This window comes from Alkalithermobacter paradoxus, from assembly GCA_002029295.1.
In the GTDB taxonomy this organism is placed as follows: Bacteria; Bacillota; Clostridia; order Peptostreptococcales; family Peptostreptococcaceae; genus Alkalithermobacter; species Alkalithermobacter paradoxus.
The window spans coordinates 1-15,529 of record MZGW01000010.1 but is presented as its reverse complement, the minus strand read 5'-3'; the positions used below and the strand labels follow the sequence as shown (position 1 = coordinate 15,529).

General features: G+C 33.2%; 24 protein-coding genes, 1 tRNA gene and 1 rRNA gene. All 26 read left to right on the top strand.

The window, feature by feature from the left end; genetic code table 11:
• The first annotated feature begins 1 nt into the window (after position 1).
• Entirely contained in the window at positions 2–544 is a 543-nt protein-coding gene (gene rplF / locus CLOTH_RS09150) for a 50S ribosomal protein L6 (RefSeq protein ID WP_079413333.1), read from the top strand.
• A gap of 16 nt (positions 545–560) precedes the next feature.
• Positions 561–929: a 50S ribosomal protein L18 gene (gene rplR / locus CLOTH_RS09145; RefSeq protein ID WP_079413332.1), complete on the top strand. Its 369-nt coding sequence runs from the start codon at positions 561–563 to the stop codon at positions 927–929.
• 18 nt (positions 930–947) lie between these two features.
• The gene (rpsE, locus tag CLOTH_RS09140) at positions 948–1,454 is read left to right on the top strand and encodes a 30S ribosomal protein S5 (RefSeq protein WP_079413331.1); all 507 of its coding nucleotides are present in this window, start codon (positions 948–950) and stop codon (positions 1,452–1,454) included.
• 11 nt (positions 1,455–1,465) lie between these two features.
• On the top strand, positions 1,466–1,645 hold the full coding sequence (gene rpmD, locus CLOTH_RS09135; RefSeq protein ID WP_079413330.1) for a 50S ribosomal protein L30: 180 nt from the start codon (positions 1,466–1,468) through the stop codon (positions 1,643–1,645).
• Positions 1,646–1,670: 25 nt separating this feature from the next.
• Complete coding sequence (gene rplO, locus CLOTH_RS09130) at positions 1,671–2,114, top strand: 50S ribosomal protein L15 (protein WP_079413329.1); 444 nt, start codon at positions 1,671–1,673, stop codon at positions 2,112–2,114.
• A 1-nt stretch (position 2,115) separates the two neighbouring features.
• Entirely contained in the window at positions 2,116–3,384 is a 1,269-nt protein-coding gene (gene secY, locus CLOTH_RS09125) for a preprotein translocase subunit SecY (protein WP_079413327.1), read from the top strand.
• A gap of 26 nt (positions 3,385–3,410) precedes the next feature.
• Complete coding sequence (locus CLOTH_RS09120) at positions 3,411–4,061, top strand: adenylate kinase (protein ID WP_079413325.1); 651 nt, start codon at positions 3,411–3,413, stop codon at positions 4,059–4,061.
• Entirely contained in the window at positions 4,061–4,807 is a 747-nt protein-coding gene (gene map / locus CLOTH_RS09115) for a type I methionyl aminopeptidase (protein WP_079413323.1), read from the top strand. Before CLOTH_RS09120 ends, map begins: the two co-directional genes overlap by 1 nt.
• Before the next feature lie 24 nt (positions 4,808–4,831).
• A complete protein-coding gene (locus CLOTH_RS09110) occupies positions 4,832–5,104 on the top strand; it encodes a KOW domain-containing RNA-binding protein (RefSeq protein WP_079413321.1) in 273 nt (90 codons plus the stop codon).
• Between the two features lie 33 nt (positions 5,105–5,137).
• Positions 5,138–5,356 (top strand): translation initiation factor IF-1, encoded by a 219-nt coding sequence (gene infA, locus CLOTH_RS09105; protein ID WP_066067404.1) that lies wholly within the window; start codon positions 5,138–5,140, stop codon positions 5,354–5,356.
• Between the two features lie 17 nt (positions 5,357–5,373).
• Positions 5,374–5,487, top strand: a complete 114-nt coding sequence (gene rpmJ / locus CLOTH_RS09100) for a 50S ribosomal protein L36 (RefSeq protein ID WP_008516283.1) — start codon at positions 5,374–5,376, stop codon at positions 5,485–5,487.
• A 151-nt stretch (positions 5,488–5,638) separates the two neighbouring features.
• Entirely contained in the window at positions 5,639–6,010 is a 372-nt protein-coding gene (gene rpsM, locus CLOTH_RS09095; RefSeq protein ID WP_079413319.1) for a 30S ribosomal protein S13, read from the top strand.
• A 24-nt stretch (positions 6,011–6,034) separates the two neighbouring features.
• Positions 6,035–6,433 carry a 30S ribosomal protein S11 gene (gene rpsK / locus CLOTH_RS09090; RefSeq protein ID WP_079413317.1) on the top strand — a complete coding sequence of 133 codons (399 nt, stop codon included), beginning with the start codon at positions 6,035–6,037 and terminating at the stop codon, positions 6,431–6,433.
• A 26-nt stretch (positions 6,434–6,459) separates the two neighbouring features.
• Positions 6,460–7,083 (top strand): 30S ribosomal protein S4, encoded by a 624-nt coding sequence (gene rpsD, locus CLOTH_RS09085; RefSeq protein WP_079413315.1) that lies wholly within the window; start codon positions 6,460–6,462, stop codon positions 7,081–7,083.
• Between the two features lie 68 nt (positions 7,084–7,151).
• Positions 7,152–8,099 carry a DNA-directed RNA polymerase subunit alpha gene (locus CLOTH_RS09080; protein WP_079413313.1) on the top strand — a complete coding sequence of 316 codons (948 nt, stop codon included), beginning with the start codon at positions 7,152–7,154 and terminating at the stop codon, positions 8,097–8,099.
• Positions 8,100–8,122: 23 nt separating this feature from the next.
• Positions 8,123–8,464: a 50S ribosomal protein L17 gene (gene rplQ, locus CLOTH_RS09075; RefSeq protein WP_079413311.1), complete on the top strand. Its 342-nt coding sequence runs from the start codon at positions 8,123–8,125 to the stop codon at positions 8,462–8,464.
• Between the two features lie 128 nt (positions 8,465–8,592).
• Positions 8,593–9,426 (top strand): energy-coupling factor transporter ATPase, encoded by an 834-nt coding sequence (locus tag CLOTH_RS09070; protein ID WP_079413309.1) that lies wholly within the window; start codon positions 8,593–8,595, stop codon positions 9,424–9,426.
• Complete coding sequence (locus tag CLOTH_RS09065) at positions 9,414–10,274, top strand: energy-coupling factor transporter ATPase (protein WP_079413307.1); 861 nt, start codon at positions 9,414–9,416, stop codon at positions 10,272–10,274. The genes CLOTH_RS09070 and CLOTH_RS09065 overlap by 13 nt, the downstream gene beginning before the upstream one ends.
• Positions 10,271–11,059 (top strand): energy-coupling factor transporter transmembrane component T family protein, encoded by a 789-nt coding sequence (locus tag CLOTH_RS09060; RefSeq protein WP_079413304.1) that lies wholly within the window; start codon positions 10,271–10,273, stop codon positions 11,057–11,059. Before CLOTH_RS09065 ends, CLOTH_RS09060 begins: the two co-directional genes overlap by 4 nt.
• 14 nt (positions 11,060–11,073) lie before the next feature.
• The gene (gene truA / locus CLOTH_RS09055; protein WP_079413302.1) at positions 11,074–11,805 is read left to right on the top strand and encodes a tRNA pseudouridine(38-40) synthase TruA; all 732 of its coding nucleotides are present in this window, start codon (positions 11,074–11,076) and stop codon (positions 11,803–11,805) included.
• Between the two features lie 124 nt (positions 11,806–11,929).
• Positions 11,930–12,358 carry a 50S ribosomal protein L13 gene (gene rplM / locus CLOTH_RS09050; RefSeq protein WP_079413300.1) on the top strand — a complete coding sequence of 143 codons (429 nt, stop codon included), beginning with the start codon at positions 11,930–11,932 and terminating at the stop codon, positions 12,356–12,358.
• A 32-nt stretch (positions 12,359–12,390) separates the two neighbouring features.
• The gene (rpsI, locus tag CLOTH_RS09045; RefSeq protein WP_079413298.1) at positions 12,391–12,783 is read left to right on the top strand and encodes a 30S ribosomal protein S9; all 393 of its coding nucleotides are present in this window, start codon (positions 12,391–12,393) and stop codon (positions 12,781–12,783) included.
• 115 nt (positions 12,784–12,898) lie between these two features.
• A complete protein-coding gene (cwlD, locus tag CLOTH_RS09040) occupies positions 12,899–13,606 on the top strand; it encodes an N-acetylmuramoyl-L-alanine amidase CwlD (RefSeq protein WP_079413296.1) in 708 nt (235 codons plus the stop codon).
• Between the two features lie 211 nt (positions 13,607–13,817).
• Entirely contained in the window at positions 13,818–15,038 is a 1,221-nt protein-coding gene (locus tag CLOTH_RS09035; RefSeq protein WP_079413294.1) for a NupC/NupG family nucleoside CNT transporter, read from the top strand.
• A 201-nt stretch (positions 15,039–15,239) separates the two neighbouring features.
• Positions 15,240–15,313, top strand: a tRNA-Gly gene (locus tag CLOTH_RS09030).
• Between the two features lie 148 nt (positions 15,314–15,461).
• A 16S ribosomal RNA gene (locus CLOTH_RS09025) occupies positions 15,462–15,529 on the top strand; the annotation flags it as partial.

The following is a 15,529-nucleotide window of genomic DNA, read 5'->3' as shown; positions in this document are numbered from 1 at the left end:
CATGTCAAGAATAGGTGTAAAACCAATTGAAATAGCACAAGGTGTACAAGTTAACGTAGACGCAAATAACAATGTAGTAGTAAAAGGTCCAAAAGGAGAACTAAGCAAGCAATTTGCATCTGACATAAAAATAAACGTTGAAGGAAATGTTATAACTGTTGAAAGACCAACAAATAACAAAAGACATAGATCTTTACACGGTTTAACAAGAACTTTAATTGCAAACATGATAGAAGGTGTAACTAAAGGGTACGAGAAAAAACTAGAACTTGTTGGTGTAGGATACAGAGCACAAAAACAAGGTAAAAAATTAGTTATGAGTTTAGGATTCTCTCATCCAGTTGAAATGGAAGATCCAGAAGGAATAACTGTAGAGGTTCCGAGTCAAACTGAGATACTAGTTAAAGGTATAGATAAGCAATTAGTAGGAAACTACGCTGCTAAGATAAGAGCTTGGAGAGAGCCAGAGCCATACAAAGGTAAAGGTATTAAGTACGCTGGAGAAGTTATAAGACGTAAGGAAGGTAAAACAGGTAAGAAATAGAAAGGAGTGAATATAAGTGTTCAATAAGGCGAGCAAAAACGAAACTAGGCTGAAAAGACATAGAAGAGTTCGTAAGAAAGTTTCTGGAACAGCTGAAAGACCTAGATTAAATGTTTTCAGAAGTAACAGCAACATTTATGCACAAATAATAGATGATGTAAACAGAACTACATTAGTTGCTGCTTCAAGCTTAGAAAGCGAAATAAAAGATCAAGTAAAAGCTACAGGAAATAAAGAAGCTGCTAAACTTGTAGGAAAACTTGTTGCTAAGAAAGCATTAGAAAAAGGAATAGATAAAGTTATATTTGACCGTGGTGGATATTTATATCATGGTAGAGTTAAAGAATTAGCTGAAGGAGCTAGAGAAGGCGGATTAAACTTTTAATAAGAAGGAGGGAAATAAATGCTTCGTAAGCCTATAGATGCAAGACAACTTGACCTAAAAGAAAAAGTTGTTGAGATAAGACGTGTTACTAAAGTTGTTAAAGGCGGTAGAACATTTAGATTTTCAGCTTTAGTAGTTGTTGGAGATGAAAACGGACATGTTGGAATAGGTACTGGTAAAGCTATGGAAGTACCAGATGCAATAAAAAAAGCTGTTGAAGATGCAAAGAAAAACTTAATATACGTACCAATGGTTGGAACAACAATTCCTCATCAAGTAAAAGGTCAGTTCGGTGCGGGTAACATTTTAATAATGCCAGCTCAAGAAGGTACAGGGGTTATCGCAGGAGGTCCTGTTCGTTCAGTACTTGAATTAGCTGGATTAAAAGACGTTAGAGCTAAGTCTCTTGGAACTAACAACTCAAGAAACATGGTAAATGCTACTATGGAAGGTCTAAAAAATCTAAGAACTGCTGAGCAAATAGCTAAACTTAGAGGTAGAAAGGTAGAAGATCTTCTAGGTTAGGAGGGAATATAATGGCTAATTTAAAGATAAAGCTTGTAAGAAGCGTAATAGGAACTAATCCTAATCAAAGAAAAACTATAGAAGCTCTTGGTCTTAAAAAGAGAGAACAAGTAGTGGAGAAACCAGACAATCCTCAAATAAGAGGTATGATCAACAAAGTAAGTCACTTAGTAGAAGTAATAGAAGGTTAATTTCATAGGATAAGGAGGTGTACTCATGAAGTTACATGAATTAAGACCTGCCGAAGGTGCTGTTCAAGAAAGAAAAAGACTAGGAAGAGGTACTGCAACTGGTCAAGGTAAAACTTCAGGACGTGGACAAAAAGGACAAGGAGCTCGTTCAGGTGGTGGAGTAAGACCAGGATTTGAAGGTGGACAAATGCCTTTATACAGAAGACTTCCTAAGAGAGGATTCAACAATCCATTCAAGAAAGTTTATTCATTAGTGAACGTTGAAAAATTAAACATATTTGAAGATGGTGCTGAGGTAACTCCAGAAATCTTAAGAGATATGGGAATCATAAGAAAGATTGAGAAAGATGGAGTTAAGATATTAGGTGAAGGTAACTTAGAGAGAAAGTTAAATATAAAAGCTCATAAGTTTACTCAATCAGCTACTGATAAAATAGAAGCTGCTGGAGGAAAGGCAGAGGTGATCTAAGGTGCTAACTACCTTAAGAAACGCTTGGAAAATTCCTGATTTAAAGAAAAGGGTTTTGTATACTTTGCTTATGCTTGTAGTATTTAGAGTAGGATCGTCTATACCTGTACCTGGAATTGATATAAGTATCATAAAGAAGGTAGTAGACCAAGCAGGTCTTCTTTCCTTCTATGATATGTTTGCTGGTGGAGCATTTAGCAACTTTACAATATTTGCACTTAGTATAACACCATATATTACTGCATCTATTGTTATACAGCTTTTAACTATTGCAATTCCAAGCCTAGAGGAACTATCTAAGTCAGGAGAAGATGGAAGAAAGAAAATCACTTCTTATACAAGATTTGTGACTATTGCTCTTGCACTTCTTCAGTCTACAGCTATAAGTGTAGGATTATTTAGTAATGCTTTAATATCTAAAGATGCTTTTTCTGTAATAGTTGTAGTTTCAACCTTAACTGCAGGTACGGCATTCTTGATGTGGTTAGGTGAGCAAATCACTGAAAAAGGCATAGGTAATGGAATCTCATTGATAATATTTGTAGGGATTATATCCAGACTACCAGGAGCAGTAATTAATACGTACAGACTTTTAAGAGAGGGTCAATTAAACGTAATACAACTAATAGTATTTGCTATTATAGGAATAGCTATAATAGTTTCTGTAATAGCTATAACTCAGGCTACTAGAAAGATATCTGTTCAGTATGCTAAGAGAGTTGTAGGAAGAAAAATGTATGGAGGTCAAAGTACTCATATACCAATGAAGGTTAATCAAGCAGGAGTTATACCTGTAATATTCGCCTCATCTATGCTAGTATTCCCTCAAACATTGTCGTTTTTCTTCAAAGGTGGTTATGAAAACTTTGTCAACAAGTGGTTGTCGCCATCAGGAAATCCTGGATTTTGGATATACATTACATTAGAAGCGATATTAATAATATTCTTCGCTTACTTTTACACTGCAATTACATTTAATACAAGTGAGATAGCGGATAGCATGAAAAATAATGGAGGATTTATTCCTGGAATAAGACCAGGAAAGCCGACAGAAGACTATTTAAATAGAGTTCTTACAAGATTAACTCTAGCAGGAGCTTTATTCTTAGCTTTGATTGCTGTATTACCGATGCTAGTATTTAGGTTCACTACTATTCCATTCAGTTTAGGAGGAACAGCGCTACTTATAGTAGTAGGTGTTGCACTAGAGACGATGAAGCAAATAGAAGCAAAAATGCTTACTAGACATTACCAAGGTTTCTTAAAATAAAAAACTTAACCCCAGGAGATGATCAAATGAGACTTATATTACTCGGACCTCCTGGAGCTGGAAAAGGAACACAAGCTTCAGGAATAGTTGAGAAGTACAAAGTACCTCATATATCTACAGGAGATATATTTAGAAAGAATATTAAAGAAGGAACTGAACTTGGAAGAAAAGCCAAGGAATATATGGATAAAGGGCTACTAGTTCCGGATGAGCTTGTTGTTGAAATAGTTAAATCAAGACTTATTGAAGAAGACTGCAAAGCCGGATTTTTACTAGATGGATTTCCAAGAACTGTAGTTCAAGCTAAAGCCTTAGATTCAGTACTAGATGGAATGAATATGAGTCTAGACAAAGTTATCAATATAGAAGTAGATACGGATATACTTATAAGTAGAGCGGTAGGAAGAAGAATCTGTAAAGATTGTGGAGCTACATTCCATATAGAGTTCAACCCTTCAAAAGCTGAAAACAAATGTGACGTTTGCGGAGGAGAATTATATCAAAGAGCAGATGACAACGAGGAAACAGTATCTAAGAGAATTCAAGTTTACTTAAATGAAACTAAACCTTTAGCAGAATATTACTGTGAAAAAGGTATACTTCTTAATGTAAATGGAGAACAATCAATAGATAAGGTTTTTGATGACATTGTTGATGCCTTAGGAAGTGTAGAATAATGATAATAATAAAATCTGCTAGCGAAATTCAGTTAATGAGAGAAGCAGGTCAGATAGTGGCAAAAACTCATGAAGTATTAAAAGAGTTTATAAGACCAGGGATTACAACAAAAGAACTAGATGAAATAGCAGAAAGCACTATAAGAAAATACAATGCTGAACCTTCTTTTAAGGGATATAGTGGATATCCAGGATCTATATGTGCTTCAATAAATGAAGAAGTTGTTCATGGAATACCAGGAACTAGAGTACTTAAAGAAGGAGATATAGTAAGTATTGATGTAGGAGCTTTTTACAAAGGATATCATGGTGATTCAGCAAAAACCTATGGGGTTGGAATAATATCTGAAGAAGATAGAAAACTTATAGAAGTGACTCGCGATAGCTTTTATGAGGGAATAAAATTTGCAAGGCTAGGATATAGATTATCTGATATATCTAATGCTATACAAAACCACGTGGAAAAAAACGGATTTTCTATAGTTAGAGACTTTGTAGGACACGGAATTGGATCAAATCTCCATGAAGATCCTCAGATACCTAATTATGGACCAAAAGGCAAAGGACCAAGACTTCAAGAAGGAATGGTTTTAGCCATAGAACCAATGGTTAATGCTGGATCATACCATGTAAAAATACTAAAAGATGGATGGACCTCTGTTACAGTAGATGGTAGAAAGTCAGCTCATTATGAGCATACCATAGCTATAACTGGAGATGAGCCTTTGATATTAACGGCTCCTTAACCCAGTAGCAAAGAGGTGAAATTAGTGGATACTAACGATATAAATATAGGTCAAGTAGTTGTATCTAAAGCTGGAAGAGACAAAGGAAGGCCTTTCTTTGTACTCAAGATAGTAAATGAAGAATATGTTCTTGTTGCAGATGGAGATTTAAGAAAACTAGAAAATCCTAAGCTAAAGAAAATAAAACACTTGATCAAATTAAAAAAGATATCACAAGATCTTAAAGATGCAATTTCAGAAAATGAGAAGATTAACAATGCTTTTTTAAGAAGTGAGCTGAAGCGATTAAGTCTTTAGACTTGATTTGCAGATTGGAGGTTTGGTTAGTTAATGGCCAAAAAAGATGTTATAGAGCTAGAAGGTACGGTTGTAGAAGCTCTACCAAATGCTATGTTTAAAGTTAAACTTGAAAATGGACATGAGATATTGTGTCATATATCAGGAAAACTTAGAATGAATTTTATTAGAATACTTGAAGGTGACAAAGTAAATGTTGAACTTTCACCATATGATTTAGCAAGAGGAAGGATTACTTGGCGCAAAAAGTAGTCTAAGGAGGGATATTAATGAAAGTTAGACCATCTGTGAAGCCCATATGTGAAAAGTGCAAAATAATCAAAAGAAAAGGAAAAGTAATGGTTATTTGCGAAAATCCAAAGCACAAACAAAAGCAAGGCTAATATAGGGCTAGTAATTTAATGTTTAATATATTATAATATTAAATTGTGGTAAAATAGAGAGCTTAAAATTAAAAAAAACTAAGCCTTCGGAATTTAATTATATAACTTTTTAAAAGCTTTTGTTAACTTACAGTTTAGGAGGTGTAAAAGCATGGCAAGAATAGCCGGAGTAGATTTACCAAGAGACAAAAGAGTAGTAATAGGCTTAACTTATATATTTGGTATAGGTAAAAGTACTTCTCAAGAAATATTAAAGAAAGTAAACATAAATCCTGACATAAGAATAAAGGATTTAACAGAAGATGAAGTAAATGCTTTAAGAAAAGCAATAGATGCTGAGTACTTAGTAGAGGGAGATCTTAGAAGAGAAATATCTCTAAACATAAAAAGACTAAGAGATATCAAGTGCTACAGAGGAATTCGTCACATGAGAGGACTTCCACTAAGAGGTCAAAGAACTAAGACTAACGCTAGAACTAGAAAAGGACCAAGAAAGACTGTATCTCGTAAGAAGAAAAAATAGTTTCTAAGTAAGGAGGGAAGATAAATGGCTAAACCTAAAAATAAAGCAACTCGTGTTAAAAGAAGAGAGCGTAAAAATATAGAACGTGGTCATGTTCACATTCAATCAACATTCAACAACACTATAGTTACTATAACTGATGTTCAAGGTAATGCAATTTCTTGGGCAAGTGCTGGACAGTTAGGATTTAAAGGTTCAAGAAAGTCTACTCCATTTGCAGCACAAGTTGCATCTGAGACTTCTGCAAAAGCTGCTATGGAGCATGGATTAAAAACTGTAGAAGTTTTTGTTAAAGGACCAGGTTCAGGTCGTGAAGCAGCTATAAGATCGCTTCAAGTGGCAGGACTTGAAGTTACTACAATAAAAGATGTTACTCCAGTGCCACACAATGGTTGTAGACCACCAAAGAGAAGAAGAGTGTAATTTAACAGTAGGAGGTGTATTGAAGCATGGCAAGATATACAGGTGCAGTATGTAGACTTTGCCGTAGAGAAGGAATGAAATTATTCCTTAAAGGAGATAGATGCTATACAGACAAATGTGCTGTAAACAAAAGAAACTATGCTCCTGGACAACACGGACAAAATAGAAAAAAATTATCTAACTATGGTACTCAGTTAAGAGAGAAACAAAAAGTTAAGAGAATATACGGAGTTTTAGAAACTCAATTCAGAAACCTTTATGAAAAAGCAGAGAAAATGCAAGGAATAACAGGTGAAAACTTACTTAGCTTATTAGAGAGAAGATTAGACAATGTTGTTTACAGAATGGGACTTGCTTCTTCAAGAAAAGAAGCTAGACAATTAGTTACACATGGTCACTTCACTTTAAATGGAAAGAAAGTAGATATACCATCTTTAATAGTTAACCTAGGAGATGTTATAACAGTTAAAGATAGATCAAAATCTTCAACTAAATTCAAAGGGTTAGCTGAAGACACTAGCAAAACATCACCAAGATGGATAGAAATGAACCTAGAAAATATGACAGGTAAAATAGTTGCACTTCCAACAAGAGAAGACATAGATCTTCACATAGAAGAGCATCAAATAGTAGAGCTTTACTCTAAATAATAGACCTAGTTTTGTCATAGAATTAGTTGCCCTCAGTGCATTAATAAACTTTAAGGAGGGTTTTATTAATGATCGAAATAGAAAAGCCGAAAATAGAAATTTTGGAAATAAGCGAAGACAACAAATATGGAAAGTTTGTTATAGAGCCTCTAGAAAGAGGCTATGGAATAACTTTAGGGAATGCTTTAAGAAGAGTTTTATTATCTTCTCTTCCAGGTGTAGCTGTTAAATCTATAAAAATAGATGGAATTTTACATGAATTCTCAACTATACCAGGAGTAAAGGAAGATGTTACAGAAATAATACTTTCTTTAAAAGAACTATCAGCTAAGATAGATGGAGAAGGTCCTAGAACCCTTAAAATAGAAGCTCAAGGTGAAGGTGTAATAACAGGAAAAGACATATTATGCCCACCTGATGTTGAAATACTAAGCAAAGATTTACACATTGCAACTTTAGATAAAGATGCTAAAGTGTACATGGAGATAAACATTGATGAGGGAAGAGGCTACGTTTCAGCTGAAAATAATAAATCTTATGATATGCCTATAGGGGTAATACCAGTTGATTCAATATACACTCCTGTAGAGAAAGTTAGTTACAAAATCGAAAATACAAGAGTAGGGCAAGTAACTGACTATGATAAGCTAATATTTGAAGTTTGGACAAATGGAAGCGTTAATCCTCAAGAAGGAATATCTCTAGGAGCTAAGATTTTAGTTGAACATCTTAACTTATTCATAAACCTTACAGAGCATGTAAGCAATGTAGAAATTATGGTTGAAAAAGAAGAAGACAAAAAAGAAAAAGTTCTAGAAATGACTATTGAAGAACTTGATCTTTCTGTTAGATCTTACAACTGTTTAAAAAGAGCGGGTATAAATACAGTTGAAGAATTGAGCAGCAAAAGTGAAGAAGAGATGATGAAAGTAAGAAATCTTGGTAAAAAATCCCTAGAAGAAGTTATTCAGAAATTAGAAGAATTAGGCTTAGATCTTAAGCCATCTGAAGAATAGGAAGCAGAAAAGGAGGGATAGGCATGGCTGTATATCGTAAACTTGGTCGTGTAACTGCTCATAGAAATATGATGCTTAGAAACTTAGTTACAGACTTACTAAGAAGCGGTAGAATAGAAACTACTACAACAAGAGCTAAAGAAACTCGTAGAATGGCTGAGAAGATGATAACTCTAGGTAAAAGAGGAGATCTTCACGCTAGACGTCAAGTTTTAGCATATGTATTAGATGAAAGTGTTGTTACTAGATTATTCGAAGAAATAGCTCCTAAATACACAGAGAGAAATGGTGGATACACTAGAATCCTTAAAGTTGGACCTAGAAAAGGTGACGGAGCAGAAATGTCTATAATTGAATTAGTATAAAACTTACGGGGAATTAGGCGAATAGCTTAGTTCCCTTTTTACTTATACATTTTCACTTTCAAAAATGCTTCTGTTTTTATATAATATTGTAGTAATCACCTTACAAATAGATTAAGAGAGGTATTTTTATGGACAATATAATAAAAGTAGAAGATGTTGTATACGAATATTTGCAAGAAGAAACAAATCTAAAAGCATTAGATGGAGTAAATCTAGACATAAAAAAAGGTGAATTCGTCGTTATAATAGGACATAATGGATCTGGAAAGTCTACACTATCTAAGCACTTGAATGCAATACTAAAGCCAGTGCATGGAAACGTTATAGTAGCTGGAATGAATACGAAAGACGAAGATAAGATATGGCAAATAAGACAAAACGCTGGAATGATATTTCAAAATCCAGATAACCAAATAGTAGGAACAGTGGTAGAAGAAGATGTAGCATTTGGACCAGAGAATCTAGGTATAAATCCTGATGAAATAAAAAAGAGAGTAGAAACTTCATTAAAGTCTGTTAATATGTACGAATTTAGAAACAAGGCACCTCATTTACTATCAGGAGGTCAGAAACAAAGAGTAGCAATAGCTGGAATTATAGCTATGAAACCAGACTGCATAATACTAGATGAACCAACAGCTATGCTAGATCCTAGTGGAAGAAAAGAAGTAATAAATACAATAAAGAAGCTTAACAAGGAAGAAAATATAACAATAGTTCATATAACTCACTTTATGGAAGAAGCAATAGATGCAGATAGAATAATAGTAATGGAGAAAGGAAAAATAGTACTTGAGGGAAAGCCAAAAGATGTATTTACTCAGGTAGATAAATTAAAAAAACTAAGATTAGATGTTCCATATATGACAGAGCTTGCGTATGAACTTAGAAAATCTGGACTGAAAATAAAAGAAGACATATTAAGTGTGGATGAGATGGTGATGAGCTTATGTCAATATTAATAGAAAATCTAAGGCATATATACAACCCTAACAGTCCATTTGAGAGTTTAGCATTAGACAATGTTAATCTTGAAATAAAAAGTGGAGAACTAGTTGGACTTATAGGGCACACAGGTTCAGGAAAATCGACATTGATACAACATCTAAATGGACTACTAAAACCTACTAGCGGAAAAATATTTATTGATAACATAGATATAACAGATAGTAATATAAGTTTAGTAGATATTAGAAAAAAAGTAGGAGTTGTATTTCAATACCCTGAATATCAGTTATTTGAAGAAACTGTATATAAAGATGTAGCTTTTGGTCCTTCTAACTTAGGGCTAGATGAAGATGAAATTAAAAAAAGGGTAATAGAATCTATAAAACTAGTCGGATTAGATTATGAAGATATAAAAGATAGATCTCCCTTTGAACTTTCTGGTGGACAAAAAAGAAGAGTTGCTATAGCTGGAGTATTAGCTATGAAACCTAAAATATTAGTACTAGATGAGCCAACAGCAGGACTTGATCCTAAAGGTAGAGATGAGATACTGATGCAAATCAAAAAGTTACACGAGAAACAAGATTTAACTATAATACTTTCATCTCATAGCATGGAAGACATGGCAAAAGTGGCTACAAAGTTAATAGTAATGGCAGAGGGGAAAATAGAAATAGAAGGACATCCTAAAAAGGTGTTTATGGAATGTGATAAGCTTAGAAATATAGGGTTAGATGTTCCTTTAGTATCTCAGCTTATCAAAAAACTAAGAGAGCAAGGATTTGATATAAGAGAAGATATAATTACTATAAAAGAAGCTAAAGAGGAGATAATAAAGTATATAAGGAGTAAAAAAATATGATAAAAGATATAACCATAGGTCAGTATTATCCTACAAACTCTACAGTTCATAAGTTAGATCCAAGAGTTAAAATACTAGGAACATTTATGTTTATGGCTTCTTTATTTATTATAGAAAGCTTTTATCTTTATTTACTTGTTCTTGCATTTTTAGGGTCTATACTAAAACTATCTAAAATACCAGTACGGTACATTTTAAAAGGTCTTAGGCCTCTTATGTTCATACTATTATTTACTCTATTAATAAATGCATTTATGACACCTGGAAAAATAATTTACTCTATAGGACCTGCAAGTATATCTCAAGAAGGTTTAAGACAGGGTATATTTATGGCAGTTAGGTTGATTTTCTTAATAACTGGAACGTCGATACTTACACTGGCTACGTCTCCTATAGAACTTACAGATGGAATAGAAAAATTACTCAATCCATTTAAGAAAATAGGAGTTCCTGCACATGAACTAGCTATGATGATGACAATAGCATTAAGATTTATACCTACATTATTAGATGAAACAGATAAGATAATGAAAGCACAGATGGCTAGAGGAGCTGATTTTGAAAGCAAGAATATTTTAAATAGAGCAAAAAACTTAATTCCACTTTTAGTACCTCTTTTCATAAGTGCGTTTAGAAGAGCAGATGAACTTGCTATGGCAATGGAAGCTAGATGCTACAGAGGTGGAGAAAATAGAAGCAAGATGAAACAGATAAGATTCACAAGAAAAGACTATATCGCATTTGCTACTATTTTGACATATCTTGTTTTAATAATATTATTTTAAGTTCAGGTGATTGTATGAGAAATATAAAGCTTACAATAGAGTATGAAGGAACAAATTATGCAGGGTGGCAAAGGCAAAAGAATGGTATATCTATACAAGAAGTAATAGAAAACGCTATTTTAAAGGTAACAGGAGAAATAGTTAATCTAACATCATCAGGAAGAACTGATAGTGGAGTTCATGCACTTGGACAAGTAGCAAACTTCACAACGAGTAGCGCTATACCAGCAGAAAAATTTGCAGGAGCGATAAATTCTAAATTACCTGAAGATATCTGTATAATATCTTCTCAAGAAGTTTGTATGGATTTTCATTCAAGATATTCTGCAAAAAAGAAAGTATATAGATATGTAATATTGAATAGTAGATATAAAAGGCCTATATATAGAAATTTCTCTTACAATATAAATTATGACTTAGATATGGGTAAAGTAAAAGATCAAGCAAAGCAATTAATAGGAACACATGACTTTGTAGGATTTATGAGTAGTGGATCATCTGTCAAAACTACAGTAAGAACAATATACGATATTAGTATTAAGGAAGAAGAAGATTTAATAATTATAGAAGTAGAAGGAAATGGATTTTTATATAATATGGTTAGAATAATAGCCGGAACATTAATTGATATAGGAAGAGGAAGAATAAAAGAAGACCTGAAAACTATAATAGAATCTAAAGATAGAAATAGAGCAGGACACACAGCCCCAGCTAAAGGTTTGTTTTTGAAAAAAGTATATTATTAGCTTGACACACCCGGCTCTATGTATTAAACTATATTAGAATGCGTATGTTGATAAGTCCACTAGCCCCGGACTTTATATACACGGTGAAAAATAAATTTAAACGCTTAAGCAAGGAGGGAAAGCAATGAAATCATATATAGCAAAACCAACTGAGACTCAAAGAAAATGGTATATTGTTGATGCTGAAGGAAAAACTTTAGGTCGTTTAGCTAGTGAAATTGCAAAAATATTAAGAGGAAAGCACAAACCTACTTTTACTCCACACGTAGATGGAGGAGACTTCGTTGTTGTTGTTAATGCAGCGAAAGTTAAATTAACTGGAAAGAAATTAGATCAAAAATTATACAGATATCATACTGGATATGTAGGAAACTTAGTAGAAATACCATACAGAAGACTTTTAGCAGAAAAGCCAGAAGAAGTTATCATGCATGCAGTAAATGGAATGTTATCTAAAAACAAATTAAGAAAAAGAATGATGACAAGATTAAGAGTATTTGCAGGTGCTGAGCATACTCATCAATCACAACAACCAGAAGTATTAGATATATAATTCGGTATTTATATTGAAAGGAGGATATACCCATGGCAAAAGTTCAATATTACGGAACTGGTAGAAGAAAAAGTTCGATAGCATGTGTTAGATTAATCCCAGGAGAAGGAAATGTAGTAATAAATGGAAGATCTTTAGATGAGTACTTCAACTATGAAACTCTAAAAAGAGAGGTTATGCAACCTCTAGTACTTACAGAAACAGCTGGAAAGTATGATGTTATAGTTAAAGTACAAGGTGGCGGATTTACAGGACAAGCAGGTGCTGTAAGACACGGTATCTCTAGAGCTTTACTTAAAGCTGATGCAGAACTTAGACCTACTTTAAAGAAAGCTGGATTCTTAACAAGAGACCCAAGAATGAAAGAAAGAAAGAAATACGGTTTAAAAGCAGCAAGAAGAGCTCCACAATTCTCAAAGAGATAATATCCAATTCAAAAGACTCTGGAATATTCCAGGGTCTTTTTTCATATATTCATAACAGCTGATAAAAATATTGCCATATCAGTTGTGTGTGAATGTTTATCTTGGGGGGAGCTAGATGGTAGTATTTTTAAATAAAAAGTATTTACTATTATTACTTATAGTACTTGTGTTACTAGGAATTATATTGTTCATAGATGATAATACATCAAATGTAAGCATAAATATGCCTGTAACAAATAAGGTAATAATACTAGATGCTGGACATGGAGAATTAGACACAGGAGCTGTAGGAGATAATAATACATTTGAAAAAGATATAAATTTGCAAATAGTTTTAAAACTTAGAACATTATTAGAAGAAAGTGGAGCGCTGGTTATATTAACAAGAGAAAAAGACGAAAGATTATATGAAAAAGCTCAAACCATAAGAGAAAAATATTTAGAAGATTTGAGAAACAGAAAAGCATTAATAAAGGAATCGAAAGCGGATTTACTTATATCGATACACTTGAATAGTTTCCCACAAAAAAAGTATTATGGAGCTCAGGTTTTTTATCCAAAATCAGATAAACAAAGTAAAGAGATAGCTCAGTTTATACAAGAAGAACTTAGAAGAGTCTTAGATAAAAATAATAAGAGAAGTATAAAACCAAGAGATAATATATATCTACTCGAAAATAATTCAATACCATCAATTCTTATTGAATGTGGATTTTTATCTAATGATAAAGAAGAGGAGTTGCTAAAATCAGGAAGCTATCAGGATAAGATAGCATGGGCTATATATATAGGAATACAAAAATACTTTAGCATCGCAGATTAACTGAATATATCAAACTATAAATATCCATACTAATATGGATATTTTATTTTGTAGATAAATATCAAACGTTAACTGAAAAGTAAAAAAAAATTTAAAAAAAATTAATTAGGCAATTGTTTTCTTCGACAAAATGTGATAATATATAAAAGCTGAGATGAAAACGTTATGAAAACACACAAATATAATAAAAAATACAAAAGGAGAGAAGAAGATGGAAAGATTTATTAGCTTTGTAGGTATATTTGTCTTATTAGCAATCTGTTACTTAGTATCGGAAAACAGAAAAAAAATTGATCTTAAGCTAGTAGGAATAGGAGTATTAATGCAAGTTATATTCGCATTAATAATTCTAAAAACTAAGATAGGTCAAGCAGTATTCCAGACATTATCAGAATTAATAACTAAATTACTAGGTTTCGCGGGAAGTGGAGCAGAGTTTCTATTTGGAAACTTAATGGATATAGGAAGCTTCGGATTTATATTTGTATTCCAAGTATTACCAACTATAATATTCTTCTCGGCGTTCATGGCAGTTTTATATCATTTAGGAGTTATGCAGTTTATAATTAAGAACATAGCAGGAGTTATGGCTAAGTTTATGGGAACTTCAGGAGCTGAATCTTTATCAGCTGCAGCTAATATATTCGTAGGACAAACAGAAGCACCACTTGTTATAAAACCATACATTGAGAAAATGACAAGATCAGAGCTTTCAGCTGTAATGGTAGGAGGTATGGCTACTGTTGCTGGTGGAGTTATGGCAGGATATGTTGGAATGGGAGTAAACGCTGGACACTTACTAGCTGCTTCTATAATGTCTGCACCTGCTGCATTAGTAGCTTCTAAGATAATGGTTCCAGAAACAGAAGAACCAGTTACGAAAGGTGAAATTAAATTTGAAATAGAAAAGATAGACGCAAATATAATAGATGCTGCTGCTAGAGGAGCATCAGAAGGATTACAACTTGCATTAAACGTTGCAGCTATGCTTTTAGCATTCGTTTCTTTAATAGCTATGTTAAATGCTGGATTTGAAGCAGTAGGAAATCTTGTAGGAATACAAGGATTAACTTTAGAAAATATATTAGGATATGTATTTGCACCGCTTGCATTTGTTATGGGTGTTCCAGCTCAAGATATGGTTGCGGCAGGTTCTTTACTTGGACAAAAAACAGTTATAAACGAGTTTGTTGCTTACGCTCAATTATCTCAACACATAGCTGATGGAACATTACTTCCAAGAACGATAACAATATTAACTTATGCATTATGTGGATTTGCTAACTTTGGTTCTATAGCAGTTCAATTAGGAGGTATCGGATCATTAGCTCCAAGCAGAAGAAAAGATTTAGCTGAATTAGGAATAAAATCTTTAATAGGTGGTACTGTTGCTGCATTCTTAACAGCAACAATAGCAGGTATATTAGTATAGGCTTCATTTTTAAAGGCAGGTATTTTAAAATACCTGCCTTTATTATTTTGATACAAGAAAAGTATGAACTGCTTTCATAGAACTTAATAATAAAATAATGTTAAATCATATATCGTTTAAACAGAAAAATAATTTTAAAAACATGTTGACAATAGATTTTAAAAATGATATATTACTATACGTGGTCAACGAACAGAACATGCGGGTGTAGCTCAGTGGTAGAGTTCCGGCCTTCCAAGCCGGCTGCGAGGGTTCGATCCCCTTCACCCGCTCCAAAAAAAGTTTTTCAAAAAAAGTGTTGACTCACTTAAAGAAAGCTGATATAGTATTACTTGTCGCTAAGACAAGAAAGAACATTGAAAATTAAACAGCAGACGAATAGTAATTCAATTAACCATAAAGTCAGCTCATATGAGCCAAATTATTTTTGAGAGTTTGATCCTGGCTCAGGATGAACGCTGGCGGCGTGCCTAACACATGCAAGTCGAGCG

Bases quoted from the DNA above. Each gene is read 5' to 3' on its own strand.
- rplF (WP_079413333.1), top strand. From the start codon at position 2: ATGTCAAGAATAGGTGTAAAACCAATTGAAATAGCACAAGGTGTACAA.
- rpsE (WP_079413331.1), top strand. From the start codon at position 948: ATGCTTCGTAAGCCTATAGATGCAAGACAACTTGACCTAAAAGAAAAA.
- rpmD (WP_079413330.1), top strand. From the start codon at position 1,466: ATGGCTAATTTAAAGATAAAGCTTGTAAGAAGCGTAATAGGAACTAAT.
- rplO (WP_079413329.1), top strand. From the start codon at position 1,671: ATGAAGTTACATGAATTAAGACCTGCCGAAGGTGCTGTTCAAGAAAGA.
- CLOTH_RS09120 (WP_079413325.1), top strand. From the start codon at position 3,411: ATGAGACTTATATTACTCGGACCTCCTGGAGCTGGAAAAGGAACACAA.
- map (WP_079413323.1), top strand. From the start codon at position 4,061: ATGATAATAATAAAATCTGCTAGCGAAATTCAGTTAATGAGAGAAGCA.
- infA (WP_066067404.1), top strand. From the start codon at position 5,138: ATGGCCAAAAAAGATGTTATAGAGCTAGAAGGTACGGTTGTAGAAGCT.
- rpmJ (WP_008516283.1), top strand. From the start codon at position 5,374: ATGAAAGTTAGACCATCTGTGAAGCCCATATGTGAAAAGTGCAAAATA.
- rpsM (WP_079413319.1), top strand. From the start codon at position 5,639: ATGGCAAGAATAGCCGGAGTAGATTTACCAAGAGACAAAAGAGTAGTA.
- rpsK (WP_079413317.1), top strand. From the start codon at position 6,035: ATGGCTAAACCTAAAAATAAAGCAACTCGTGTTAAAAGAAGAGAGCGT.
- rpsD (WP_079413315.1), top strand. From the start codon at position 6,460: ATGGCAAGATATACAGGTGCAGTATGTAGACTTTGCCGTAGAGAAGGA.
- CLOTH_RS09080 (WP_079413313.1), top strand. From the start codon at position 7,152: ATGATCGAAATAGAAAAGCCGAAAATAGAAATTTTGGAAATAAGCGAA.
- rplQ (WP_079413311.1), top strand. From the start codon at position 8,123: ATGGCTGTATATCGTAAACTTGGTCGTGTAACTGCTCATAGAAATATG.
- CLOTH_RS09070 (WP_079413309.1), top strand. From the start codon at position 8,593: ATGGACAATATAATAAAAGTAGAAGATGTTGTATACGAATATTTGCAA.
- CLOTH_RS09065 (WP_079413307.1), top strand. From the start codon at position 9,414: ATGTCAATATTAATAGAAAATCTAAGGCATATATACAACCCTAACAGT.
- CLOTH_RS09060 (WP_079413304.1), top strand. From the start codon at position 10,271: ATGATAAAAGATATAACCATAGGTCAGTATTATCCTACAAACTCTACA.
- truA (WP_079413302.1), top strand. From the start codon at position 11,074: ATGAGAAATATAAAGCTTACAATAGAGTATGAAGGAACAAATTATGCA.
- rplM (WP_079413300.1), top strand. From the start codon at position 11,930: ATGAAATCATATATAGCAAAACCAACTGAGACTCAAAGAAAATGGTAT.
- rpsI (WP_079413298.1), top strand. From the start codon at position 12,391: ATGGCAAAAGTTCAATATTACGGAACTGGTAGAAGAAAAAGTTCGATA.
- cwlD (WP_079413296.1), top strand. From the start codon at position 12,899: ATGGTAGTATTTTTAAATAAAAAGTATTTACTATTATTACTTATAGTA.
- CLOTH_RS09035 (WP_079413294.1), top strand. From the start codon at position 13,818: ATGGAAAGATTTATTAGCTTTGTAGGTATATTTGTCTTATTAGCAATC.